This is a genomic window from Paenibacillus sp. RU5M (assembly GCF_900221055.1).
Classification (GTDB): Bacteria; Bacillota; Bacilli; order Paenibacillales; family Paenibacillaceae; genus Paenibacillus; species Paenibacillus marchantiae.
This window is the reverse complement of record NZ_OBQM01000012.1, coordinates 113,156-134,084: the sequence shown is the minus strand read 5'-3', so window position 1 is coordinate 134,084 and position 20,929 is coordinate 113,156. Positions and strand designations below refer to the sequence as shown.

Here is a 20,929-nt window from a genome sequence, read left to right as displayed (position 1 = left end):
TAAATAATCCGCCGGGCATGTGCCTGACGATTGAGGATACAGCTTCAACAATCCGGCAAGAGAGAAGGTTGGAATGAGTAAAATTGCATGGGTCACGGACAGTACGAGCACACTCGATCCGCTATTTGCTGAGCAGAATCATGTGTACATCGTACCTCTTCGGATCGTTTTTGGAGAGGAATGTTATCGGGAGACAGAAGACATCTCGTCGGAATTATTCTATGAGAAACTTGATGGGGCTTCACGCGCAAGCAGCTCACAGCCGCCGATTGGTGAATTTATTGAACTGTATGAGTCGTTGAAAGGTAAGTACGATGAGATCATTACCATTCATTGCTCCACTGCGCTTAGCGGTACGCTGCACACATCGATGCAGGCTGCCGAAATCGCAGGTGTGACGGTTACCGCCATTGATTCCAGAGCAGGGGCTTATCCGCTGCGGGAGATGATTTTGCAAGGATTGGAATGGCAGAAGCAAGGCCAGACAGCATCCGAAATCAAACTTCACATCGAACAGATGATTAATAACATGTCCTTTTACCTCATTCCGGCCAGTCTTCAGCATCTACACCGCAGTGGGCGTGTGTCGGGGACCCAGCTTATTCTTAGCCAATTGTTGAAAATTCATCTGCTGCTTCGATTCGAAGAGGGCAAAGTGGTTGTGAATGAGAAAATTCGTACGTTCAAACGGGCCAAACAGCGTATGCTGAATGTGCTCAAGGTGGATATGGGGAAAGTGAAGCATGTATGTATCATGCATGCGAACAATCAGGAAGAAGCCGTTACAATCAAACAGCAGATTGCAGATTTGCTTCCCCGCTTGAAGACGGAAATTATGCCTTTTATCCCTGTGGTCGGAATTCATGCAGGTGCGGGCACGATTGGACTGTGCTGGATACGAAGCGAGAAGGTATAAGGTTGTAAATGAGACCTGGCAGGAGGTTCACTTTGAAACATGAAGTGGCGAACCTGCCGGGTTTTTCGTATTTCATTGCCAATTGATGCAAACTGTGAGGTAATAAAGGAAAACGTTCAAGTTGGAGGGAATCTCGTGTCAAGTTATCGCTTGCTGCTTGTTGAAGATGATCGCTCAATTAGTGAAATGGTCGGTCCTTATTTGGAAAAAGAGGGCTATGACGTCTCTTATGCATATGACGGACTGGAGGCGGAACGTCAATTCAGCCAATCACCGTCAGGCTATGACTTGGTCATTCTCGATCTGATGCTGCCACATAAAAATGGTATGGAAGTGCTTCAGACCATCCGTGCCACCAGTCTGGTGCCTGTGCTCATCCTGTCTGCAAAGGACGGAGAGGTGGACAAAGCCCTCGGCCTGGGATTCGGAGCTGATGATTACTTGAGCAAACCATTCTCGCTGATCGAGCTGACAGCTCGGATCAAGGCGGCTATTCGTCGTGCCAACTATACCGCACAGCCTGCAACTGTGGTCGCTCCGAAGGTACAGCGCATTCACATTGGCGGACTTGTGGTCGATACGGAAACGTATGAGGTAGAGCGTGATGGCATACCTGTAAAGCTTACATCCAAGGAATTTGGTATTCTCAAAATGTTTATCACCCACCCTGGCAAAGTATTTACCAAGGCTCAAATCTACGCTTCTGTCTGGAATGATCATTATTATGGCGACGAAAATATCATTAATGTTCATATGCGTCGTCTGCGCGAGAAGCTGGAAGTTGACCCCTCCAACCCCCGGTATATTAAAACATTGTGGGGTATCGGCTATAAGCTGGAGGTGGACCCGGCGTGACGTTGATCTTTGCCTTTTCTACCGGGATATTGGCTCTTATCGTCATTCTATTAAGCGTAAGGCTGCATAAACGTAGTACCCATCTAACTTACATACATGAGAAATTGACCTCTATTATAGATAAGAATACATTTGAACGCCTGCTCGTCTTTAACAGTGACCCCCAGATAAGCCAGCTCCTTAAGGACATGAATCAGTTACTGGATCATGCACATCGGGCTGAGGCGGGTTATGCCAATCAGGAGAAGGAGATGCGCAACATGCTCTCCAATATCTCACATGATCTGAAGACGCCGCTTACGGTTGTGCTTGGTTATAGTGAAACGCTGCTGCATAGCACTTCCCTAACCGATCAGGAACGCGTAATCATGACTGGAAAAATCCAGGATAAAGCGCAGGAGGTGCTGCGTCTGATTCATTCCTTTTTTGACCTGGCGAAGCTGGAGTCGGGGGATAACGAGCTTACTCTGACCAGGGTCAATATAAGCGAATTGTGTCGCTTGAAGATGATCTCTTTTTATGACATGTTAACGAATCTGGGTCTGCAAGTGGAGCTGTCCATTCCGGAAAGCGATGTCTTCGTGAAAGGTAATGAGGAAGCACTGGACCGTGTGCTGGATAATCTGATCACCAATGCCATGAAATATGGAGCAGATGGCAAGGTATTTGGCCTTTCACTGGAGTATTCAATAGGCGAACAAGTAACACTTAGCATCTGGGATCGAGGCAAGGGCATTCCTGAACAGGAGCACAGCCGTGTATTTGAACGTATGTATACGCTGGAGGATTCCCGTAATCGTCTCTATCAGGGAAGTGGTCTGGGTCTGACCATTACGAAGCGGCTGGTGGAGCGGATGGGTGGAAGTATTGAGCTGCATAGCGTACCTTTTGTACGAACTGTATTTTCGGTTTCTTTGAAACCTTGTTAGGCGCAATTTATACCTTTCACGATAAGCTTAAGGTTTTTGTAAGATTTGATTAATAAAAAAGAAGACTTTTCTCTTTACAATACAGATATAAGAACTCGTCAGGGACGAACGTAAAGGAGAATAAAGAACATGACCTATATTGCGCGGACCATAGGTGTGACTAAGACGTATGCAGGGGCAGAGGTTGTATCGAACGTCAATATGAGTATCAAGCAAGGGGAGATTTACGGGTTTCTTGGTCCGAATGGAGCGGGGAAAACGACGATGATGAAGATGCTGACCAACCTGGTGAAGCCGACTGTAGGTGAGATTGAATTGTTCGGAGAAAAGCTCACGCCTACTTCCTATGAATTGCTGAAACGAATGGGCAGCATCATTGAATATCCTTTTTTCTACGATAATTTGTCCGCCAAGGAAAATCTGGATCTCCATTGTGAATACATGGGGTTTCATAACAAGAAGGTCATTAACGACATGATGGAAAGTGTAGGTCTCAAGGACACAGGCAAGAAGCCTGTTCGTGACTTCTCTCTAGGAATGAAACAGCGTCTGGGCATCGCTCGTGCGCTGATCACAACACCGGAACTGCTCATTCTGGATGAACCGATCAACGGGCTTGATCCCGTAGGCATCAAGGAGATGCGCGATTTGTTCAAACGTCTCAGCTCCCAGTATCGCATTACCTTGTTGATCTCCAGCCATATCCTTGGGGAAATCGAGCAGGTTGCAGACACCGTTGGAGTCATTCGAAATGGGCGTCTGGTTGAAGAAGTATCGATGGACAGCATTCGTGGGAGCCACAGCGAGTACATTGAGCTGCAAACGTTGGACCCACGTAAAGCGACCTATGTGATGGAACATCAGCTAGGGTTGAAAAATTATAAAATGATCGATGACCATACCGTACGTATCTATGATCCGGGCATTGCTCCATCGGAATTGACAGGCAAGCTGATCGGGCATGGCGTTGAGATTGAATCCATTTTCAAACGTGCTCATTCATTGGAAGAACACTTCATGAGCTTAATGAAAGGGGATGGGGACGTTGCTTAAACTGATCCAGCTGGAACTGCGCAAACATCGGTTTGCTCGAAATTTCAGAACGGCAGGAATCGCCAATCTCGTCCTTATCCTGTTTCTCATCATGATAGGATTCACCGACCAAGGGGCAGAAGATTATACTTTTGCTGATTACCATGTCTCCTTCATGTTAATAGATACGTTCGCCAGAGCCGTATTTATCATCTTGGGCGGTGCGCTGATAGCGAAACTGATTATTAGTGAGTATCGAAATAAAACGATGAACGTCATGTTTACCTATCCGATCAAGCGCCAGAAAATCATTGCTGCCAAGTTGATTATCATCTTTATTTTTACCTTTATGATGATTTTGTTTACCGATCTGCTGATGGGAGCCTTGCTGGTTATCACAAACCAATTCTACTCCTTCATTCCCGACACGTTGACGATGAGTGATGCACTGGTACTGCTGCTGAAGTACACGATTAGTTCCTTGTCCGCTGCGGCCATGGCTCTGATCCCTCTATTCTTCGGAATGCGCAAACATTCGGTCACGACCACACTGGTATCATCCATTCTGCTTGTACTTGTGGTGTGTTCCGGATTTAATGGACCTTCTGTGTCAATTAACTCTATCGTCTTCATTCCATTAACACTGGGGGCGATCGGACTGTGGATTGCTTCGCTGTCCATGATTCGTCTGGAGACAAAAGATGTGAACTGATTCCTTTGGAAACCATACTCCGTATGGCTTCACATGCCATTGACATCTGCTCGTACAAGGGATAGGATAATGTCAACTGAAGGACGAAGGAGAATGCAACTACCATGACGATTCCAAAAACATTAACAATCGCTGGTTCGGATACGAGCGGCGGTGCTGGGATTCAAGCAGATTTGAAAACTTTTCAGGAGCTTGGTGTGTATGGCATGACTGTGCTGACTACTGTTGTGGCTATGGAGCCTGATACGTGGGATCACCAGGTCTTTCCTGTGGAATTAAATGTAGTCGAAGCTCAACTGCGCACCGTTCTGGATGGCATCGGCTTTGATGCAATGAAGACGGGCATGCTGGGTTCTGTAGACATCATTGAATTGGTTGCGAAGCACATCCGCCGGAGCGGACTGCCACAGATCGTTATCGATCCGGTAATGGTCTGCAAAGGTACGGACGAAGTGCTGCAACCTGAGAATACAGAAGCAATGATCGAATTCCTGTTGCCGGGTGCTGATCTGGTTACCCCGAATCTGTTTGAAGCATCGCAGCTCGCGAAAAGTGGACTGATCCGCTCCAAGGAGCAGATGGAAGCTGCAGCAGCTGTCATTCACGATCATGGGGCGAAACATGTCCTGATCAAGGACAGAGGCGTTATTAACCCGGGTAAAGCAATGGATCTTCTCTATGACGGAACGAACTACGAATGGTTTGAAGCCGATGTTGTTGGCTCCGGATATACACATGGTGCAGGCTGCACCACATCTGCGGCAATTACCGCAGGTTTGGCGCGCGGTCTTACTGTGAAAGAGGCTGTTCGTGAAGGTAAAGCCTTCGTGACCAAAGCGATTGCTGGCGGATTCCCGCTAAACCGCTTTGTTGGCCCAACGTTACATGTAGCACACCGACTGGAGAATCAACGCTAAGCGGTGCTCACATGTAGTGTGTAATCGCGGAGAAAAAACGTGGTCTCAGCCGGAAGTAGCTGTCAATGAGCAGGGGTTTGCTCGTTGACGGCTTCTTTTTTGTGCAAAAACGTATGGGATTTAGTAACTTTTGGTATATATTAATCGTATATAAGATGGAGTTCATTCCAGAACATGGCTGGACACACGGACGACACACGGAATCGTTATGTTAACAACAGAATGCTAAAAGGAGAGTCGGCCATGGTCAGAACAGTGCTTCTGGTGGAAGACGAAAGCCGCATTCGTGAGATTGTGGCCGATTATTTCATAAAAGAACAATGGAACGTTATTGAAGCAGAACATGGGGTAGAGGCGCTGGAATTGCTGGCACTGCATGAAGTCGATCTAGTCATTCTAGATGTGCTGATGCCGGAAATGGATGGATGGACCCTCTGTGGGCATATTCGTTCCCAGTCGACCGTACCTATTATAATGCTGACTGCCCGATCCGAAGATGATGACAAGATTCATGGCTTCCAGCTCGGCGTGGATGATTATGTTACGAAGCCATTCAGTCCTCGTGTACTGGTGGCACGTGCAGAGACATTAATGAAGCGAGTAGAGGGTGCCGTTAGCAAGGAGCAGAGTGTGATCCGGTTTGGATGTGCCACAATTGATCCCTGGGCGCGGCGGCTTGAGAAGGATGGAATCGAAGTGGAGCTTGCTCCCAAAGAATATGACCTGCTGCTGTATTTAACTCGCAATCAGGGAATTGTACTGTCCCGTGATGCCATACTTAATCGGGTATGGGGATATGATTTTGAGGGCGATTCGCGTGTGGTGGATACCCATATCAAAAAGCTTCGCAGCAAACTTGGGGATGAAGCCAAGTGTATCCGAACCGTTATCGGTACGGGTTATCGATTCGAGGCCGAGGCATGAGACGTAACGGTGTAACGATGAAACTGTTTCTGGTCATGGCCGGGTTTCTGCTTCTTCTATATGGAACAACGGTGATTGCCCAACTCGTCTGGTTCCCGGACTTTTACCAGCATCAGAAGATCAGCAGCATTAAGAAAAAATTGACGAAATTTGAACAACAATATTCCACGGGACATTGGAACGATGTGCAGCTGGCCAAGGAAACCGGGAAGTTCATGCGGCAGAATCAGTCGCATCTAGTCATCCTGACGAATACAGGTAAGCTGGTCAATGACCCATTTCACATCGTGCTTCTGCAAGAGGATGGCAAGCAGGTAAATATATCGCTGTCGTTGTTTATCAACAGCGAGAACGCAGGATGGCTTGCTTCACACTTGAAGTATGGTCAGCAATTGACCGTTACAGGCTCAGCAAGTGGAATGAATGATCCTATGGTTTATCCACTCAGGATAAAGGATCAGAGCTCCGTGGTCAGTGGAACGGAAGATTTTCAGGAGTTAACAGAGCCGGTAGAAGAATGGTCAGGAACATTGAAGGACGTTGTTCTTCCCAACCTGGGGACTTGGAGCCAGAGACAGGGTCTGCTCGTGCAGGCGCTGGATAGCCGCTTCCCACTATCTACGGAAGATCAGCTCAGTCTCGCCAACGGAAAAATGATTAATGAGGAATGGACCGATAGCTGGAGTGGTGTACGAAATGTGCTTACGATTGCTCCGGTGCACAGCTCGGGACCCCAGCAACAGCTCATTTTTTCCCTGACGTCCCTGCAGGAGATGAGGGAGGCGAGTGAAGCTACACAACTATTTTATGCGTATTTTGGTATTGCTGCATTTGTGCTGATTGTTTTCCTTTCACTGCTTCTGTCCCGAATTGTCACCAAGCCATTGCTTGCCCTGAACCATGTTGCCAAAAAGATGTCCACCCTTGATTTCACAGTGAAATCGCCCATCCGCCGCAATGACGAGATTGGCAGTCTGTCCAACAGTCTCAACGCGCTGTCGACGACATTGGGTCAGACTTTGGAAGAACTAAGGCAGGCGAACAGTCAGATGCGTACCGATATGGAGATGAAGCAGCGGATTGAACAGCGTCAACGGGAGTTTTTTGCCGATGCATCCCATGAGCTCAAAACGCCTATCAGCATTATCAAAGGGTACTCCGAAGGGTTGAAAGATGGAGTCAGTGAGAGCAAACGTGAGCGTTACATCGAGATCATTGCCGATGAAGCGGTCAAAATGGAAACGATGGTCGAAGAGATGCTGGATCTGGTACGGTTGGAATCCCAAGCGATTAAGCTGAACACTGATGCAGTGGCTCTTGGAGATATGATTGAAGATATTGCCGGACGTCTGGGTCCACAACTGAAGGAAAAGGAACTGGAGGTTGTACTGGTCTCCACCACAGAGCAGACCGTTGAGGGAGACCGCAGCAAGTTGGAGCAAGTCTTCTACAATATGATGATGAATGCTATACGTCATGCCGTTCCTAAGACCGATATTATGATTGAGATCAGCAGGCCGGAAGGGCAGGTTCGAATCTCCATCGAGAATCAGGGTGAGCAGATTTCGGAAGCGGAGCGGCAGTACATCTGGGAAAGATTCTACCGCGTGGAACGCTCGCGTAATCGCAAAATGGGGGGGACCGGGCTCGGCCTGGCCATCGCGAAGCAGATTCTCGATTTGCATGGATGCAGTTATGGCGTGGAGAACACGCCGGACGGAGTCCGTTTTTATATTATTTTTCCTAATGCTTAGTACGAAGGGGAGTCAAGTCTATGAAATCTTTACCGTCCATTCTAACGTTGGGCAACTTAACTTCAGGCATGCTAGCTGTCATTATGGCTATTCATGGTGAGTTTGCGCTGGCCGTGACGATGATCTGGGTAGCCATGTTCTTTGATCTGTTCGATGGGTTTGCAGCCCGCAAGCTGCATTGCGAGGGGGAATTCGGCAAAGCGCTGGATTCATTGGCTGATGTTGTTTCGTTCGGGACCGCACCTGTGTTGATCCTATATTTGAACTCCATGAATGAGGTAAGTACACTGGGTATGGCGCTGACAGCATTATTCCCGGTTTGTGGTGCATTGCGTCTTGCCCGTTACAATTGCCAGAAGACAGCAAGCCATGGTTTTGTGGGCATGCCGATTACGTTTGCAGGCGGTCTTATGTCCTTTTTCGCGCTCTGGAGTCCTTATTTTACTCATGGTGTAGCCTATCTTGTCATTATCGTATTATCCGGTCTAATGGTTAGCCAAATCCGATTCCCGTCTCTAAAACAAGTGCTAGCCCCCCATGAGAAGGATATTGTGGAACCGAAATAAGGAGCGAGTCAGTATGGAATTTGCAAGAGAATTTATTGGTCAATATGGTTATTTCGCAATTTACGGACTGCTGGCTCTTGGCGTGATTGGCATGCCTATTCCGGATGAGGTGATGATGACCTTTGTCGGTTATCTCGCCTCCATCTCGGTGCTGAATTATTCGGTGTCCATCGTTGTCAGTTTTGGTGGAGCGTTTACTGGAGGACTTCTGAGTTACACGATTGGTAAGAAGGCCGGGCGGCCACTGGTTGAGAAGTATGGTAAATGGGTCGGAGTCAACGCCAAACGGCTGGGCAGGGTGGAGTCCTGGTTTTTGAAATACGGGTACTGGTCCATCATACTGGGCTACTTCATTCCAGGCATTCGTCATCTGATGTGCTGCTTCTCCGGGATCAGCCGTATGGCTATAGGACGATACGTCCTTTTCTCCAGCATTGGGGCATTTATATGGTGTGTTGTGTTTATATCGATCGGCTTTTATGTAGGTGTGTTAACTTAAAATGGGACAGCCTGTTATGAACTGGCGAGGATAAAGACCTCTTGTTAATGGAGTGGTCTTTTTTTGTTTGTATTTAATAAAATCCCTTGAAAAATGAAAAGCCCACCGCAATATGCACGGTGAGCTGATAATAAATTTGGCTTCACCCATTCAAATGGGATTCCTCAATGCCTTTTTCAACCTGTGGCTCCCCTTTTTTGCGTGCAAAGGTGATTTTGAGTAAAGGTGGCGTAACCAGGGTTGTAACGATAACCATGATGACTACACTGGTGAAGTACTCAGGGTCGAGTAATCCGGAAGCAAGTCCAGTGGAAGCAATAATGAGAGCAACTTCCCCTCGGGAAATCATGCCTGCACCGATGGCGAGGGAGGACGAGCGATCAAATCCGGTCAGACGCGCACCTGCTCCTCCGCCCAGCAGCTTGGTTACAATGGCGATGAGACTGATGACGATAATGAACCAGATCTGTGAACCCACGCCGTCAAAAGTCACGTTCAAACCGATGCTTACAAAGAATACCGGAACAAAAATCCCGTACGCGATCGGTTCAAGTTTCGTTTCGACCTCATGTTTGAAGTTCGTTTGAGAGATGGCGATACCTGCCGCAAAAGCCCCGATAATGCCTGCAACACCCATCCATTCCGCAAAGTACGAAAAGCCAAAACAGATGATTAGTCCGGCTGTAATAACGGTCTCCGTGACCTTCAGCGGTGCCATCCACTTCATGATCCGTGGAACAAGGAACCAGCTGGCAGCGATAATGACAACAAAGAATAACAGCTTTTTGCCAATGAGCAGAGGGATTGAAGTATCGGTTGCCCCTGTTCCGAGCAAACTCATCATGACAGCGAGGATGACAACAACCAGTACATCATCGACGACAGCGGCTCCAAGAATCGTTGTACCCTCACGAGAGCTGAGCTGATTCATGTCTTTTAACGTTTGAACCGAAATGCTGACCGAAGTGGCACAGAACAGAAGTCCAAAGAACAAAGCGTGTGTCTGCGACATGCCGAACGCAGCGGCAGCTCCATAACCTCCGATGAATGGTAAAATGATACCACCCACGGCAACCGCAAAGGCTGCCTTCCAATTTTTCTTCAATTGCTCCAGATCCGTTTCGAGACCAGCAATGAACATGAGCAGTAATACCCCAATTTCGGACATATAGTGGATGAAATCATCCGGTTGTACCCAGCCGAGCAGGGCAGGTCCAAGAATAACACCGACGATCAATTTGCCCAATACCGATGGTTGACCGAGTCTTACCGATAAATCTCCAGCCAACTTGGTGAAAATAAGAATGAGTGCGAGTACCAAAATAAATTCCATAGTTGTTCTCCCTTCCAGTAATAGCGTTTATAGGGTAACCAGCCCAAGGGAAGATCATTCCAGCCTTAAAACAGAAAAAGGCATAAAACGGCGTATGTTAGTGTGCCGCTTTATGCCTTAAAAAAAGACAAGGAGGGCCCTTGGTGACAGGCTCCTCCAGTTCAACGCGTATGTGATTAATTACATTAATTATACCATGAATACAGGGTGGGGTAAACCAGTGATGGTGGGCTTTTAATGAAAATGGCCTTAAGGGGGCACTTTAAAGGTATCTGAGAAGGCTTTTTGTTCAGAGTGTTGTCACTTAACAGTCGAGAAATGGCAAGATATAATGAGATAGAACATAGAAGTTAGGATATGAGGAGGATTTTTCATTGGGCAAACAGGACAAAGGGGACCCGAACATTCAATCCAATCAGATTGCCCCGACCAGTAATAAAAATTTTGCAGGTCTCATTATTACCATTTCCATTATCGCCAATGTCATTATTTTATTGTTGTTCTTTGCACCGTCGATCGGATACAAAGGCGATGTAGCCTTTGACATTACAGTGTTGCCGCGGTTTAACGCCGTGTTCAACAGCTTCACCTTTATCTTCCTGCTTGCGGCCCTGATTGCCATTATCAAGCGGAATGTGAAATTGCACAAACGTTTCATCCTTGCTGCATTTTCAACGACCCTTTTATTTCTCGTTACGTATCTGTCGTTCCACTATTTGTCTCCGGAAACGTCCAAATACGGCGGGGAAGGCATCATTCGTTCCATCTATTTCTTCATTCTGATCACACACAGCATTCTGGCAGCCATTATTGTGCCGCTGGCTCTGTTCACTCTGGTATGGGGTTGGACAAATCAGTTGAAGAAACACCGTAAAATTGCTCGCTGGACGATGCCAATCTGGCTGTATGTTAGTTCCACGGGTGTAGTTGTATATCTGATGATGGCACCGTACTATTAATAATTTCACATATCATGGGCATATCCGGCTCGCCTTGCGGGTAATGGTTTCATGGAAGGAGGATTCACGCTTATGTACAGAGTCGTATTGATTCGCCATGGACAGAGTATGTGGAACGTGGAGAACCGTTTTACCGGTTGGACGGATGTGGATCTGACGACCGATGGATACGGAGAAGCGCGTAAAGCGGGAAAGATCCTGAAAGAACAGGGTTTTGATTTTGACTACGCTTATGCTTCAGTCCTCAAACGCTCCATTCGAACACTGGATATTGCACTTGATGAGATGGACCGGATGTGGATTCCGATCACGAAGACGTGGAAACTGAACGAACGTCACTATGGTGCACTGCAAGGACTGAATAAACAGCAGACTGCGCTGAAGTACGGTGAGGATCAGGTGAAGGAGTGGAGACGCTCCGTTAGCGTATCTCCCCCAGCACTGGACGAAACTGATGAGCGGTATGTTCAGGAACAGGACAAGTATCAACGGCTGGGCTGCACCATCCCTCGTACCGAGAATTTGATGGATACATCAAAGCGGGTGCTGGAGTATTGGAATGCAGAGATCAAACCGGTAGTGTCAGCGGGCAAAAGGGTACTTATCTCCGCGCACGGGAATACGCTCCGTTCACTCGTCATGCATCTGGACCAAATGTCCGAAGCAGACGTAATGGCGCTTAATATCCCGACAGGCATTCCGCTGGTCTATGAACTGGATGAAGATCTACATCCGATCGGGCATTTCTACCTGACTGCGGATGGCTCCACCTACAAACATGAGGAAATGACTCATGTCGCACCACCGTCCGATTGACAGGACGATTGTTATGACTAAGCAGGTTATACAGTAGTAACAATGATCTCGACTTATACATCATGTTAGAAGATGGCTCCTGAATTTTCATTTTCAGGGGCCATCTTTTTTACGCTGTAATAGGCCATTCTCTAATTTTAGCGATCGCATCTGACGTTTCGTTTTTCTCCCACAGGGTAATCTCAAGCAAGAGACGATGTACATTAATCCTGAAGGAGGAACAACATATGTCTAAAAAAAGTGGAATTATTGTAACAGCCATTGGAGCAGGCGTGACTTATTTGATGAGGAATAAAGAAGCAAGGGATAAGCTGTTCAGTACGGTATCAGGACTGATAAAAAACTCTAGTCCATCTTCAAAACCGTCTTATGGAAGCAAAAAAGGTTCACGTGTGATTTAAAATAGATTTTGGCATAGAGTCAATTAGCATGAGAAGCCCGGAGCTGGTATGGTCCCGGGTTTTTGTGTGCGCTCATATGTCATATGCGATTTTTGCCAGCAAGAATGATACAATGGAAACTTGCAGAATGTATGGAAGGGGATGTACAACATATGAAGAAAAATCGTCTGGGTTCATCCGAACTCATGGTTGGTGAAATTGGGTTAGGCTGTATGTCGCTTGGAACCGAAGTGAAACCTGCCGTAGCCTTGATTCATGAAGCATTGGATCGTGGCGTTAATCTTCTGGATACCGCTGACCTGTATGATGCAGGATTAAACGAAGAAATCGTGGGCCAGGCTATCCAGGGACGCCGGGAGCAGGTCATTGTGGCAACCAAGGTTGGTAATCGTCGCATACCGGGAAAAGAAGGCTGGTCATGGGACCCGTCTAAAGCCTATATCAAACAGGCTGTACGAGACAGCCTGAAACGGTTGCAGACAGATTATATCGATCTGTATCAACTGCATGGTGGCACTCTGGATGATCCAATTGAAGAGACGATCGAAGCCTTTGAGGAACTGAAGCAGGAAGGTCTTATCCGGTATTACGGCATATCCTCCATCCGGCCTAATGTGATTCGTGAATATGTGCAGAGAGCTTCCATTGTCAGCGTGATGAATCAATACAGCGTTGCGGATCGCCGGGCCGAAGAGGAAGTATTGCCTTTATTGGAGCAAAAGGGCATTAGCGTTATCGCTCGTGGACCTGTGGCAAGTGGGGTTCTCGCTGATTCTGGTGCTGCCAAGGCAGATAAGGGTTATTTGGATTATACTCCTGAGGAGTTGCACATCATACGAGAAGGCCTGAGCCGTTTGGTTACAGACAATCGCAGCATGGCTCAAACGGCCATTCGTTATGCTTTGGCGCATCCGGCTGTTGCCGCTGTCGTGCCAGGTGCCAGTTCGAGAGAGCAGTTGTTGCATAATATCGCTGCTTCGGAATCTGCACCACTTACGGCTGCGGAGATTAACGAAATACGGGAGCTAAGTCCCGCCAATCTCTACAAGCAGCACCGTTAAACGTTGGTAGCCTATTTTCAATTGTAACTATACGAGGTACAATGAAGGTCAACCATAAAGAATCAAATAAGGGAGAGAAGACATATGGAAAGAATTCAAAGTGAACAACAATATCGCGATACAATTAATTCTGACGGAATGACCGTCATTAAATTTGATACAACCTGGTGTCCGGATTGCAAAAACCTGGATCGCTTTATCGGGGACGTTATCGACCAGCATGCGGATAAAACCTTCTATGCCCTCGATGCAGAAGAGTTCCTGCCGTTTGCTGAAGAGAACGGTGTACGCGGCATTCCAAGCCTGCTCGTATTCCAGAACGGCAAGAAAATTGCACATCTGCACAGCAAATGGGCAAAAACGCCTGCTCAAATCTCGGAGTACCTGCAAACTTTGGAGTCCAAGGTATAACCATAATCAGTTCGTTTAGTTCGCAGTAGTTATATGAAACGCCTCCTATCGCTGATAGGGGGTGTTTTTGCTGTGGGGAGGGGTGTAAAGGTAGAAGAGAAAATCGGCTTGTTGATGAGGTTGTGCAAATTAAAAATGGCAACCTGGTTCCGAAAGGAACAGGTCCCCATTGGCTTTTTTGTTACATGACTTGAAGATAGGGTTACATCATTAAAATGATAAAGAATACGGCTGCCAGCACGAAGCGATACACTGCAAAGACGGTCAGACTCAGTTTTTTCAAAATAGACAAAAACGTCTTAATGGCAAGCATGGCTACGATAAATGCGGCAATGAATCCAATCGCGAAGATCGGGAAATCGCTGGTATTCAGATGATCGATACTTTTGTATAGATCATATCCTGTGGCTCCAATCATAATCGGCACAGAGACCAGGAATGTAAATTCTGCTGCGGCAACTCGGCTTACCCCTGCGAACAGTCCACCGGAGATCGTCGAACCGGAACGGGAGAAGCCTGGCCATAATGCGAGAATCTGAAAAAGACCCACTACAAATGCCTGTTTATACGTAATATCGTCTACATCATGGGTTGTAATGCGCTCGCTGCGGTGGCTCCAACGTTCAGCGATAATCATCAGAATACCACCAATAACAAGACTGTACAGCACCGTTTGTGCTCCAAACAGATGCGCCTTGATCCAGTCTCGGAATACAAGTCCAATGACTACGGCAGGAACCATCGCCAAAAAGATATGTATGAGGTTCAGGCGGGAGGTGTAGCTCCTTTTGCCTCCGGTGAAGCGGAACATATCAATGAATTTGTTCCAGTACAGCACAACGACAGCTAGTACAGCTCCGAGTTGCACAACCACCTCAAACGTTTTGACTGACTCGTTGTCCTCCGATAATCCCAGCAAGTGGGCAGTCAGAATCATGTGTCCGGTTGAGGACACGGGCAAAAACTCAGTCAAACCTTCGATGATGCCCATAATAATCGATGATATAAAGTCCAATTCTCTTCCTCCTTGAAATGCAGATGACAGCTTATAGGCTGTCCTGCGTGACAATGCCTGCTCATTAGAACAAGGCTATCATCTATTATGATCACAAATGCGCCCAACTTCAACTTATGCTCGTAATGAATTGTTTAAAACCATATTGACAAAAACCTAGTTATCCAATAGGATATACATTAACTGACTGACTGATCAATCGGGAGGATAGGCAAATGTCTAAAAACAATCATTTGGAACCCGGAGAAGAACGCCGGGACCAAATTATACGCATAGCGATGGAGCGTTTTGCGACCCAGGGCTACCATCAGACGAAAATTTCCGATATTGTCCGGGAAGCCGGCGTCGCGCAAGGCACTTTTTACTGGCACTTTAAAAGTAAGGAGGCCATTGCGTCGGAAATTGTACTGACCGGCAGGGAGAAGCTGCTTGAAGCGATCGGACAAGGCTACCGCAAGGATGCCGGATCGGTTGAGGATATGGTGAGAGCTTCGGAACGGCTGTTTACCGACTTATTCTCCTTTGCAGCGGACAATCGTTATTTTATGGAGTTGTTGCTTAAAGGCATCGTGTCGGAGGATTCGGTACGCCGTCTGGTCGAGGAGACACGTAATGCAGTGGAACAAGCATTTCGCCACAACATGCAACGGGCCATTGAGCTTTGCATGCTGCCGGAATCCATGGATGTACCGCTTCGCGCTGCGCTGCTGGTTAGCATGATTGAAGGCATGATTACGCGCTGGCTGTTTGGCTCGGAGGAGTTGCACAGCAAGTTTTCATCAATGACAGCAACAAAGCTCGCAGCTGAGGCGGCAAGCTTTGAATTTTATGGACTGCTCGGCACATAAAAGTGTGCTGGCCCTGGAGCTTTATTTTCAACAACTGGATTAAATATTCACATGATTAAGCCAGCAGCAGGGAATAATAGGTACAACTGCAGTTTAGGAAGACAGGAAACAGAAGTTTCAACAAGACATGACTACATGGATGAGAGGAAGTTAATGACATGAATAAAACATATGGAATGAAATCTCGCAAAGGCTGGACTTTAACAGCCCTGCTGCTAATGACCGTGCTGGTACTCAGCGCTTGTGGCAGTAAAACTACGGACAATGGAAGCAGCAATGGAGCACAGGCGAACAATGAACTGGAGCAGATCAAGTCTGCTGGCGTCATCAAAGTGGGAATGATGGGCACGTACGCTCCATACAACTTCCTGAACGATAAGAAAGAAATGGACGGCTACGATGCAGATATCGCACGTGAGGTTGCGAAGCGTCTTGGGGTTAAGGTGGAATTTGTATCTCAGGAGTTCTCCGGCCTGACACCAAGTCTGCAAGCCAAAAAGCTGGATGCCATCATCAGCCAGATGACGATTACCGATGATCGGAAGAAAGTACTGGATTACAGTGATCCGTATATTACGAACCAAGTCAAAATCATTGTCAAAGAAGACAATAACGATATTACCAAGCTGGAAGATTTCAAAGGAAAAACGATTGGGGTAGGTCTGGGTACGAATGATGAAACGTATCTGCGTAATGAAGTGCTGCCGAAAGTGGGCGACTTCACGATTAAAACCTATGACGATGTTATCTCTTCACTCAAAGACCTGAATGCTGGACGGATTGATGCCACAATCAACAACATGTATGCGCTGAAACCCATTGTGGATGCCAACGGACTGAAAATCAAAGCCGTAGGTGAACCGATTAAGAGTGACCAGGCAGGTATTGCTGTGCGCAAAGACAATCCGGAACTCGTAGCAGCACTGAATGATGCACTGAAAGGCATGAAGGATGACGGTACGTACAATACCATCTTCAAAAAATGGTTCGGTGAAGAGCCTGCGCAATAATGAACCGGCAGGGCGAAGGGAAGTTTGATCCATGGAATTGGTATTTGAGAATATCCCCTTCTTTCTGAAGGGGGCATATTACACGCTGTATGTAACTGTGATTTCAATGTTTTTTGCTTTTATCATCGGGTTGCTCGTCGCTATCGCGCGTCTGAAAGGACCGATGTGGCTTAGAATGATCGCCCGTTTCTACGTATCCATCATGCGGGGAACCCCGCTGTTGGTGCAATTATTCGTTATTTATTATGGGCTGGTCGATTATGGCGTAACCTTGGGCTCGCTCACCGCAGCCTGTCTCGGGCTTAGTCTGAATGCGGGTGCATTTCTGTCGGAGACGTTTCGCGGAGCCATTCAGGCGGTACCGAAAGGGCAGACGGAAGCTGCATACGCAACGGGGATGACCCCGGCTCAAGCGATGAGACGGATTATCTTCCCGCAGGCTGTGCGCATTGCCATCCCGCCGATGGGTAACACCTTTATTGGCATGCTGAAGGAAACATCACTTGTGGCGGCGATCGGTGTTACCGAGTTATTGCGGTCAGCACAATTGCTTGTATCACAATATGCGGTGAATATGCCGTTTTATCTGGCGATTGGCGTGATCTATTGGATTATGAGTATCGGCTTCTCGGCCATTCTGGAACAAGTGGAGCGCCGGCTTGCCCGGGCTTACTGATAGGAGGGGAGAACCGGTGATTACAACAACAGGATTGACCAAACGTTTTGGAAAAAATGAAGTTCTCACAAATATAGATCTGCATGTCGATGCGAAAGATATTGTTGTTCTGCTGGGACCCAGTGGATCGGGCAAAAGTACGCTTCTGCGCTGTCTGAACGGTCTGGAAGAGCTCTCTGGCGGCAAGATTGAAGTGAATGGTGTAGTGGTAGACAGTTCAGACTCGCAGCGAATCCAGCGGGCACGGGTACTTGAAATCCGTCGGCAGACAGGCATGGTATTCCAGCAGTTCAATCTGTATCCGCACAAGACGGTGCTTGGCAATGTGATGGAAGGTCTCGTGACTGTGAAAAAAATCAAGCGGGACGAAGCGGCCGAACGCGGCCGGATTCTGCTGGATCGGGTCGGTCTGTCGGACAAGCAGGATGCATATCCATCCCGTTTGTCCGGTGGACAGCAGCAGCGCGTAGCGATTGCCCGCGCACTTGCCATGGAGCCTGAGGTGATGCTGTTTGACGAGCCTACCTCAGCCCTTGATCCCGAACTGGTGGGAGAAGTGCTCTCCGTTATGAAGGAGTTGGCACAGGAAGGCATGACGATGCTGGTCGTTACGCATGAGTTGAAGTTCGCCCGGAATGTGGCTAACAAAATCGTCTTTATGGCGGATGGATCAATTGTGGAAGAAGCGAGTCCACAGGCCTTTTTTGAACACCCGACCCAGGAGCGGACACGAAGATTTTTGCAGCAAATTACTGAATTCTAAGAAAGAAGGATAAACATCATGAATGTAACAACGGTATGGAAAGGCAAACGCGCATTTACTTCCGAAGGACCCTCTGGCTACGCGGTTGGCATGGATGCCACAGCAGCCTATGGTGGTGACAGCAAGGGTGCTACACCCATGGAATTGTTACTGGCAGGTCTCGGAGGTTGTATGGGGATCGATATCACGATGATTCTGGACGCTTTCCTGGACAAAATTACTGGCATTGAGATTGAAGCACAGGGTACACGTAGTGAAGGTATGCCGAAAGGATTTACTTCCATTGACCTGATCTTCAAGGTGGACGGCGATATCCCGGATTATCGGATCTGGAAAGCCATCCAAATGGCTGAAGAGAAGTATTGTGCAGTTTCCGCTTCGCTTAGCGCTGATATTCATCCCAAGCTGATTCTTAATGGGGTAGACACACCCCGTCCATAACGGGACGGACATGGTTAAAGTATACAATGAAGAGGCACTTCCAATCATGGGAGTGCCTTTTTGATTGTTCTAACATTTCGACCATTAGGAAGTAAGGTCACGCTGGATGTTGAGCAAGGTCCCAGATGCCCATAATTTCGGTGATAGCCTGATCAAGCGTTGCAAAAGGGATACCGTCCCGGGCTTGTGTAGAAATGCCTTGCATAAAGGTATCAAATACGGTGGTCAGCATTGCCACATTCGTGGAGGCAGGCAGTTGGCCGATTTCCACAGCGCGCTGGATGCAAGCCTGCAGGCGGTTGCGAGTCAGCTTTCTTTTCTCGGCGGTTATGTCACGGATATGATTGTTTTTGGAAGAACATGTGCTGGCTGACAGCACAATTAAACAGCCAGATGGATGTGCGCTGTCTGTTTGCATTTTGGCGGTACTTCTTAAAGTTGTTTCAATCGCTTCTCTTGGAGATAGCGTAAGATCTGAGAAGCTTTCCGTAACGCGTCCAAATGAACCCATATATCGTTCTACCGCTTCTTTATAAAGAGCTTCTTTGGATTCAAAGGCTGCATAGAAGCTGGCTGCTGAAATATCCCCCATGACCGCTCGAAGTTGAAGCAATGAGGTGGCTTCGAATCCTTGTTCCCAAAAGAGCATCATTGCCTGCAACAGGGCTTCATCCCGATCAAAAATGCGCGGACGTCCGGTTCTTGCCATTAGAGATTCCCCCTCGTTTTTCTTAATTATATACTAATCGATCCAAAAGTCGTTGACAAGGTAGGAGAGGGTGGATAATATAAAGAATGATCGATCCATAATTCGATTCTATGTCCTATATTATCTAAAAAGGAGCTGCATAGATGTCCGATAAATCTTCTCAACGTTTCCCATGGTTTGGGCTGCTGGCCTTAGCGATGGCTGGTTTTATAGCTATTATGACTGAAACTCTTCCCGCGGGGTTGCTGCCGCAAATCAAGGAAGGGCTGCAGGTCTCTGAGGCAGGGGCAGGGCAGCTTGTCACATTTTATGCAGTAGGTTCTCTGATTGCCGCCATACCTGTGGCCGTGCTGACAAGGGGCTGGCGACGCCGTCCGCTTTTACTTCTAGCGATTATCGGTTTTCTGATTTTCAACACGATTACAGCCCTCTCTTCAAACTATGTATTGACCCTTGTCGCTCGGTTTTTTGCCGGTGTTGCAGCCGGTGTCTCCTGGGGCCTGATTGGCAGTTATGCACTACGGATGGTGCCTGATCATCTCAAAGGCAGGGGCATGGCTGTTGCGATGATCGGTACACCGATTGCCTTATCATTCGGTGTTCCTGCAGGTACATTGCTGGGTTCCTTTATGGGCTGGCGCTCGGTATTCTGGCTGATGTCGCTGCTGGCGTTTGTATTGATCTTCTGGGTGCTCTGGAAAGTACCCGATTATCCGGGGCAGTCTGCTGATCAGCGCATTTCTTCAATAAAGGTACTGCTGACTCCTGGCGTAATCCCCATTCTGGCTGTCGTTCTGGCCTGGATGCTTGCTCATAATATTTTGTACACCTATATTGCTCCTTTCCTCGCCGATGTCGGTCTGGAATCAAAGGTTGGACTTATGTTACTTGTATTTGGCCTGATGGCATTGGTGGGCATCTGGATTACAGGTATTCTTATTGATCGTTGGTTGCGTATGCTGGTTCTCATCAGCCTTGCGGGCTTTGCCCTGATCTCTCTGGTATTGGGTCTTTGGAGCGAGCACATTGCCGTTGTATTTAGTTCAGTTGCGCTCTGGGGTCTAACATTTGGCGGTGCGGCTACACTGTTGCAGACCGCCCTTGCCCAAGCTGCCGGGGAGCAGGGTGTGGATATCGTTATGCCGATTAATACGACCGTTTGGAATCTCGCTATTGCTATTGGTGGATTGGCGGGAGGTGTGCTTCTGAATCAATGGGGAGCCTCGTCCTTTACCTGGGCCATCCTGTTCCTATCACTTATAGCTTTAATTGTTGCGCTGCGTGCCAAAGGACACGGTTTCCGCTCAGCACGCAGCCGCTAAGCCATCTGTTTTACTTCCTATATTAGAAATAGTTATACAAACTTCATGTTTGTTTTTCAC

At 47.6% G+C, this 20,929-nt stretch carries 24 protein-coding genes; 21 read left to right on the top strand and 3 right to left on the bottom strand.

Annotated features, from left to right (window positions below):
• Nucleotides 1-73: 73 nt before the first annotated feature.
• From CRO25_RS27300 to CRO25_RS27255, 10 genes are all read left to right on the top strand, one after another.
• Nucleotides 74-916 (top strand): DegV family protein, encoded by an 843-nt coding sequence (locus tag CRO25_RS27300; RefSeq protein ID WP_079697122.1) that lies wholly within the window; start codon nucleotides 74-76, stop codon nucleotides 914-916.
• Between the two features lie 135 nt (nucleotides 917-1,051).
• Nucleotides 1,052-1,771: a response regulator transcription factor gene (locus CRO25_RS27295; protein WP_275078665.1), complete on the top strand. Its 720-nt coding sequence runs from the start codon at nucleotides 1,052-1,054 to the stop codon at nucleotides 1,769-1,771.
• Entirely contained in the window at nucleotides 1,768-2,700 is a 933-nt protein-coding gene (locus CRO25_RS27290; RefSeq protein WP_372829450.1) for a sensor histidine kinase KdpD, read from the top strand. Before CRO25_RS27295 ends, CRO25_RS27290 begins: the two co-directional genes overlap by 4 nt.
• A gap of 129 nt (nucleotides 2,701-2,829) precedes the next feature.
• Nucleotides 2,830-3,753, top strand: coding sequence for an ABC transporter ATP-binding protein (locus CRO25_RS27285; protein WP_079697120.1), 924 nt, complete (start codon nucleotides 2,830-2,832; stop codon nucleotides 3,751-3,753).
• Nucleotides 3,746-4,444, top strand: coding sequence for an ABC transporter permease (locus CRO25_RS27280; protein ID WP_063567103.1), 699 nt, complete (start codon nucleotides 3,746-3,748; stop codon nucleotides 4,442-4,444). The genes CRO25_RS27285 and CRO25_RS27280 overlap by 8 nt, the downstream gene beginning before the upstream one ends.
• A gap of 104 nt (nucleotides 4,445-4,548) precedes the next feature.
• Nucleotides 4,549-5,361: a bifunctional hydroxymethylpyrimidine kinase/phosphomethylpyrimidine kinase gene (thiD, locus tag CRO25_RS27275; RefSeq protein WP_063567104.1), complete on the top strand. Its 813-nt coding sequence runs from the start codon at nucleotides 4,549-4,551 to the stop codon at nucleotides 5,359-5,361.
• Between the two features lie 243 nt (nucleotides 5,362-5,604).
• The gene (locus CRO25_RS27270) at nucleotides 5,605-6,285 is read left to right on the top strand and encodes a response regulator transcription factor (protein WP_064640631.1); all 681 of its coding nucleotides are present in this window, start codon (nucleotides 5,605-5,607) and stop codon (nucleotides 6,283-6,285) included.
• On the top strand, nucleotides 6,234-8,039 hold the full coding sequence (locus tag CRO25_RS27265) for a cell wall metabolism sensor histidine kinase WalK (RefSeq protein WP_143038168.1): 1,806 nt from the start codon (nucleotides 6,234-6,236) through the stop codon (nucleotides 8,037-8,039). Before CRO25_RS27270 ends, CRO25_RS27265 begins: the two co-directional genes overlap by 52 nt.
• A gap of 20 nt (nucleotides 8,040-8,059) precedes the next feature.
• Nucleotides 8,060-8,605 (top strand): CDP-diacylglycerol--serine O-phosphatidyltransferase, encoded by a 546-nt coding sequence (gene pssA, locus CRO25_RS27260; RefSeq protein WP_064640629.1) that lies wholly within the window; start codon nucleotides 8,060-8,062, stop codon nucleotides 8,603-8,605.
• Nucleotides 8,606-8,618: 13 nt separating this feature from the next.
• Nucleotides 8,619-9,104, top strand: a complete 486-nt coding sequence (locus tag CRO25_RS27255) for a DedA family protein (RefSeq protein WP_063566540.1) — start codon at nucleotides 8,619-8,621, stop codon at nucleotides 9,102-9,104.
• Nucleotides 9,105-9,246: 142 nt separating this feature from the next.
• On the opposite strand, the gene CRO25_RS27250 is transcribed toward CRO25_RS27255, so the two are convergent.
• On the bottom strand, nucleotides 9,247-10,437 hold the full coding sequence (locus tag CRO25_RS27250) for a cation:proton antiporter (RefSeq protein ID WP_063566541.1): 1,191 nt from the start codon (nucleotides 10,435-10,437) through the stop codon (nucleotides 9,247-9,249).
• A gap of 374 nt (nucleotides 10,438-10,811) precedes the next feature.
• Here CRO25_RS27250 and CRO25_RS27245 point away from each other — a divergent pair, with 374 nt between their 5' ends.
• The 5 genes from CRO25_RS27245 (at nucleotide 10,812) to CRO25_RS27230 (ending at nucleotide 14,085) form a co-directional block, all read left to right on the top strand.
• Nucleotides 10,812-11,396 carry a DUF420 domain-containing protein gene (locus tag CRO25_RS27245; protein ID WP_170867957.1) on the top strand — a complete coding sequence of 195 codons (585 nt, stop codon included), beginning with the start codon at nucleotides 10,812-10,814 and terminating at the stop codon, nucleotides 11,394-11,396.
• Between the two features lie 72 nt (nucleotides 11,397-11,468).
• On the top strand, nucleotides 11,469-12,212 hold the full coding sequence (gene gpmA / locus CRO25_RS27240; RefSeq protein ID WP_079697118.1) for a 2,3-diphosphoglycerate-dependent phosphoglycerate mutase: 744 nt from the start codon (nucleotides 11,469-11,471) through the stop codon (nucleotides 12,210-12,212).
• Between the two features lie 227 nt (nucleotides 12,213-12,439).
• Nucleotides 12,440-12,613 carry a hypothetical protein gene (locus CRO25_RS33590; RefSeq protein ID WP_179132276.1) on the top strand — a complete coding sequence of 58 codons (174 nt, stop codon included), beginning with the start codon at nucleotides 12,440-12,442 and terminating at the stop codon, nucleotides 12,611-12,613.
• Between the two features lie 152 nt (nucleotides 12,614-12,765).
• Nucleotides 12,766-13,674, top strand: coding sequence for an aldo/keto reductase (locus CRO25_RS27235; protein WP_079697117.1), 909 nt, complete (start codon nucleotides 12,766-12,768; stop codon nucleotides 13,672-13,674).
• A gap of 84 nt (nucleotides 13,675-13,758) precedes the next feature.
• Nucleotides 13,759-14,085, top strand: a complete 327-nt coding sequence (locus tag CRO25_RS27230; protein WP_063566544.1) for a thioredoxin family protein — start codon at nucleotides 13,759-13,761, stop codon at nucleotides 14,083-14,085.
• 202 nt (nucleotides 14,086-14,287) lie between these two features.
• Here CRO25_RS27230 and CRO25_RS27225 read toward each other — a convergent pair whose 3' ends face one another.
• A complete protein-coding gene (locus CRO25_RS27225; protein WP_063566628.1) occupies nucleotides 14,288-15,076 on the bottom strand; it encodes an undecaprenyl-diphosphate phosphatase in 789 nt (262 codons plus the stop codon).
• Between the two features lie 239 nt (nucleotides 15,077-15,315).
• On the opposite strand from CRO25_RS27225, the gene CRO25_RS27220 reads away from it, so the two are divergent.
• The 5 genes from CRO25_RS27220 to CRO25_RS27200 all read left to right on the top strand — a co-directional run bounded on the left by CRO25_RS27220 (nucleotide 15,316) and on the right by CRO25_RS27200 (nucleotide 18,838).
• A complete protein-coding gene (locus CRO25_RS27220; protein WP_079697116.1) occupies nucleotides 15,316-15,948 on the top strand; it encodes a TetR/AcrR family transcriptional regulator in 633 nt (210 codons plus the stop codon).
• A 176-nt stretch (nucleotides 15,949-16,124) separates the two neighbouring features.
• Entirely contained in the window at nucleotides 16,125-16,958 is an 834-nt protein-coding gene (locus CRO25_RS27215) for an ABC transporter substrate-binding protein (RefSeq protein WP_079697156.1), read from the top strand.
• 31 nt (nucleotides 16,959-16,989) lie between these two features.
• Nucleotides 16,990-17,634, top strand: a complete 645-nt coding sequence (locus tag CRO25_RS27210) for an amino acid ABC transporter permease (RefSeq protein ID WP_064640624.1) — start codon at nucleotides 16,990-16,992, stop codon at nucleotides 17,632-17,634.
• Nucleotides 17,635-17,650: 16 nt separating this feature from the next.
• Entirely contained in the window at nucleotides 17,651-18,397 is a 747-nt protein-coding gene (locus tag CRO25_RS27205; RefSeq protein WP_063566547.1) for an amino acid ABC transporter ATP-binding protein, read from the top strand.
• Nucleotides 18,398-18,415: 18 nt separating this feature from the next.
• A complete protein-coding gene (locus CRO25_RS27200; RefSeq protein WP_024631426.1) occupies nucleotides 18,416-18,838 on the top strand; it encodes an OsmC family protein in 423 nt (140 codons plus the stop codon).
• A gap of 97 nt (nucleotides 18,839-18,935) precedes the next feature.
• Here CRO25_RS27200 and CRO25_RS27195 read toward each other — a convergent pair whose 3' ends face one another.
• Nucleotides 18,936-19,547 carry a TetR/AcrR family transcriptional regulator gene (locus tag CRO25_RS27195; RefSeq protein WP_063566548.1) on the bottom strand — a complete coding sequence of 204 codons (612 nt, stop codon included), beginning with the start codon at nucleotides 19,545-19,547 and terminating at the stop codon, nucleotides 18,936-18,938.
• A 143-nt stretch (nucleotides 19,548-19,690) separates the two neighbouring features.
• On the opposite strand from CRO25_RS27195, the gene CRO25_RS27190 reads away from it, so the two are divergent.
• Nucleotides 19,691-20,869, top strand: a complete 1,179-nt coding sequence (locus CRO25_RS27190) for an MFS transporter (RefSeq protein WP_063566549.1) — start codon at nucleotides 19,691-19,693, stop codon at nucleotides 20,867-20,869.
• The last annotated feature ends 60 nt before the right edge of the window (nucleotides 20,870-20,929 follow it).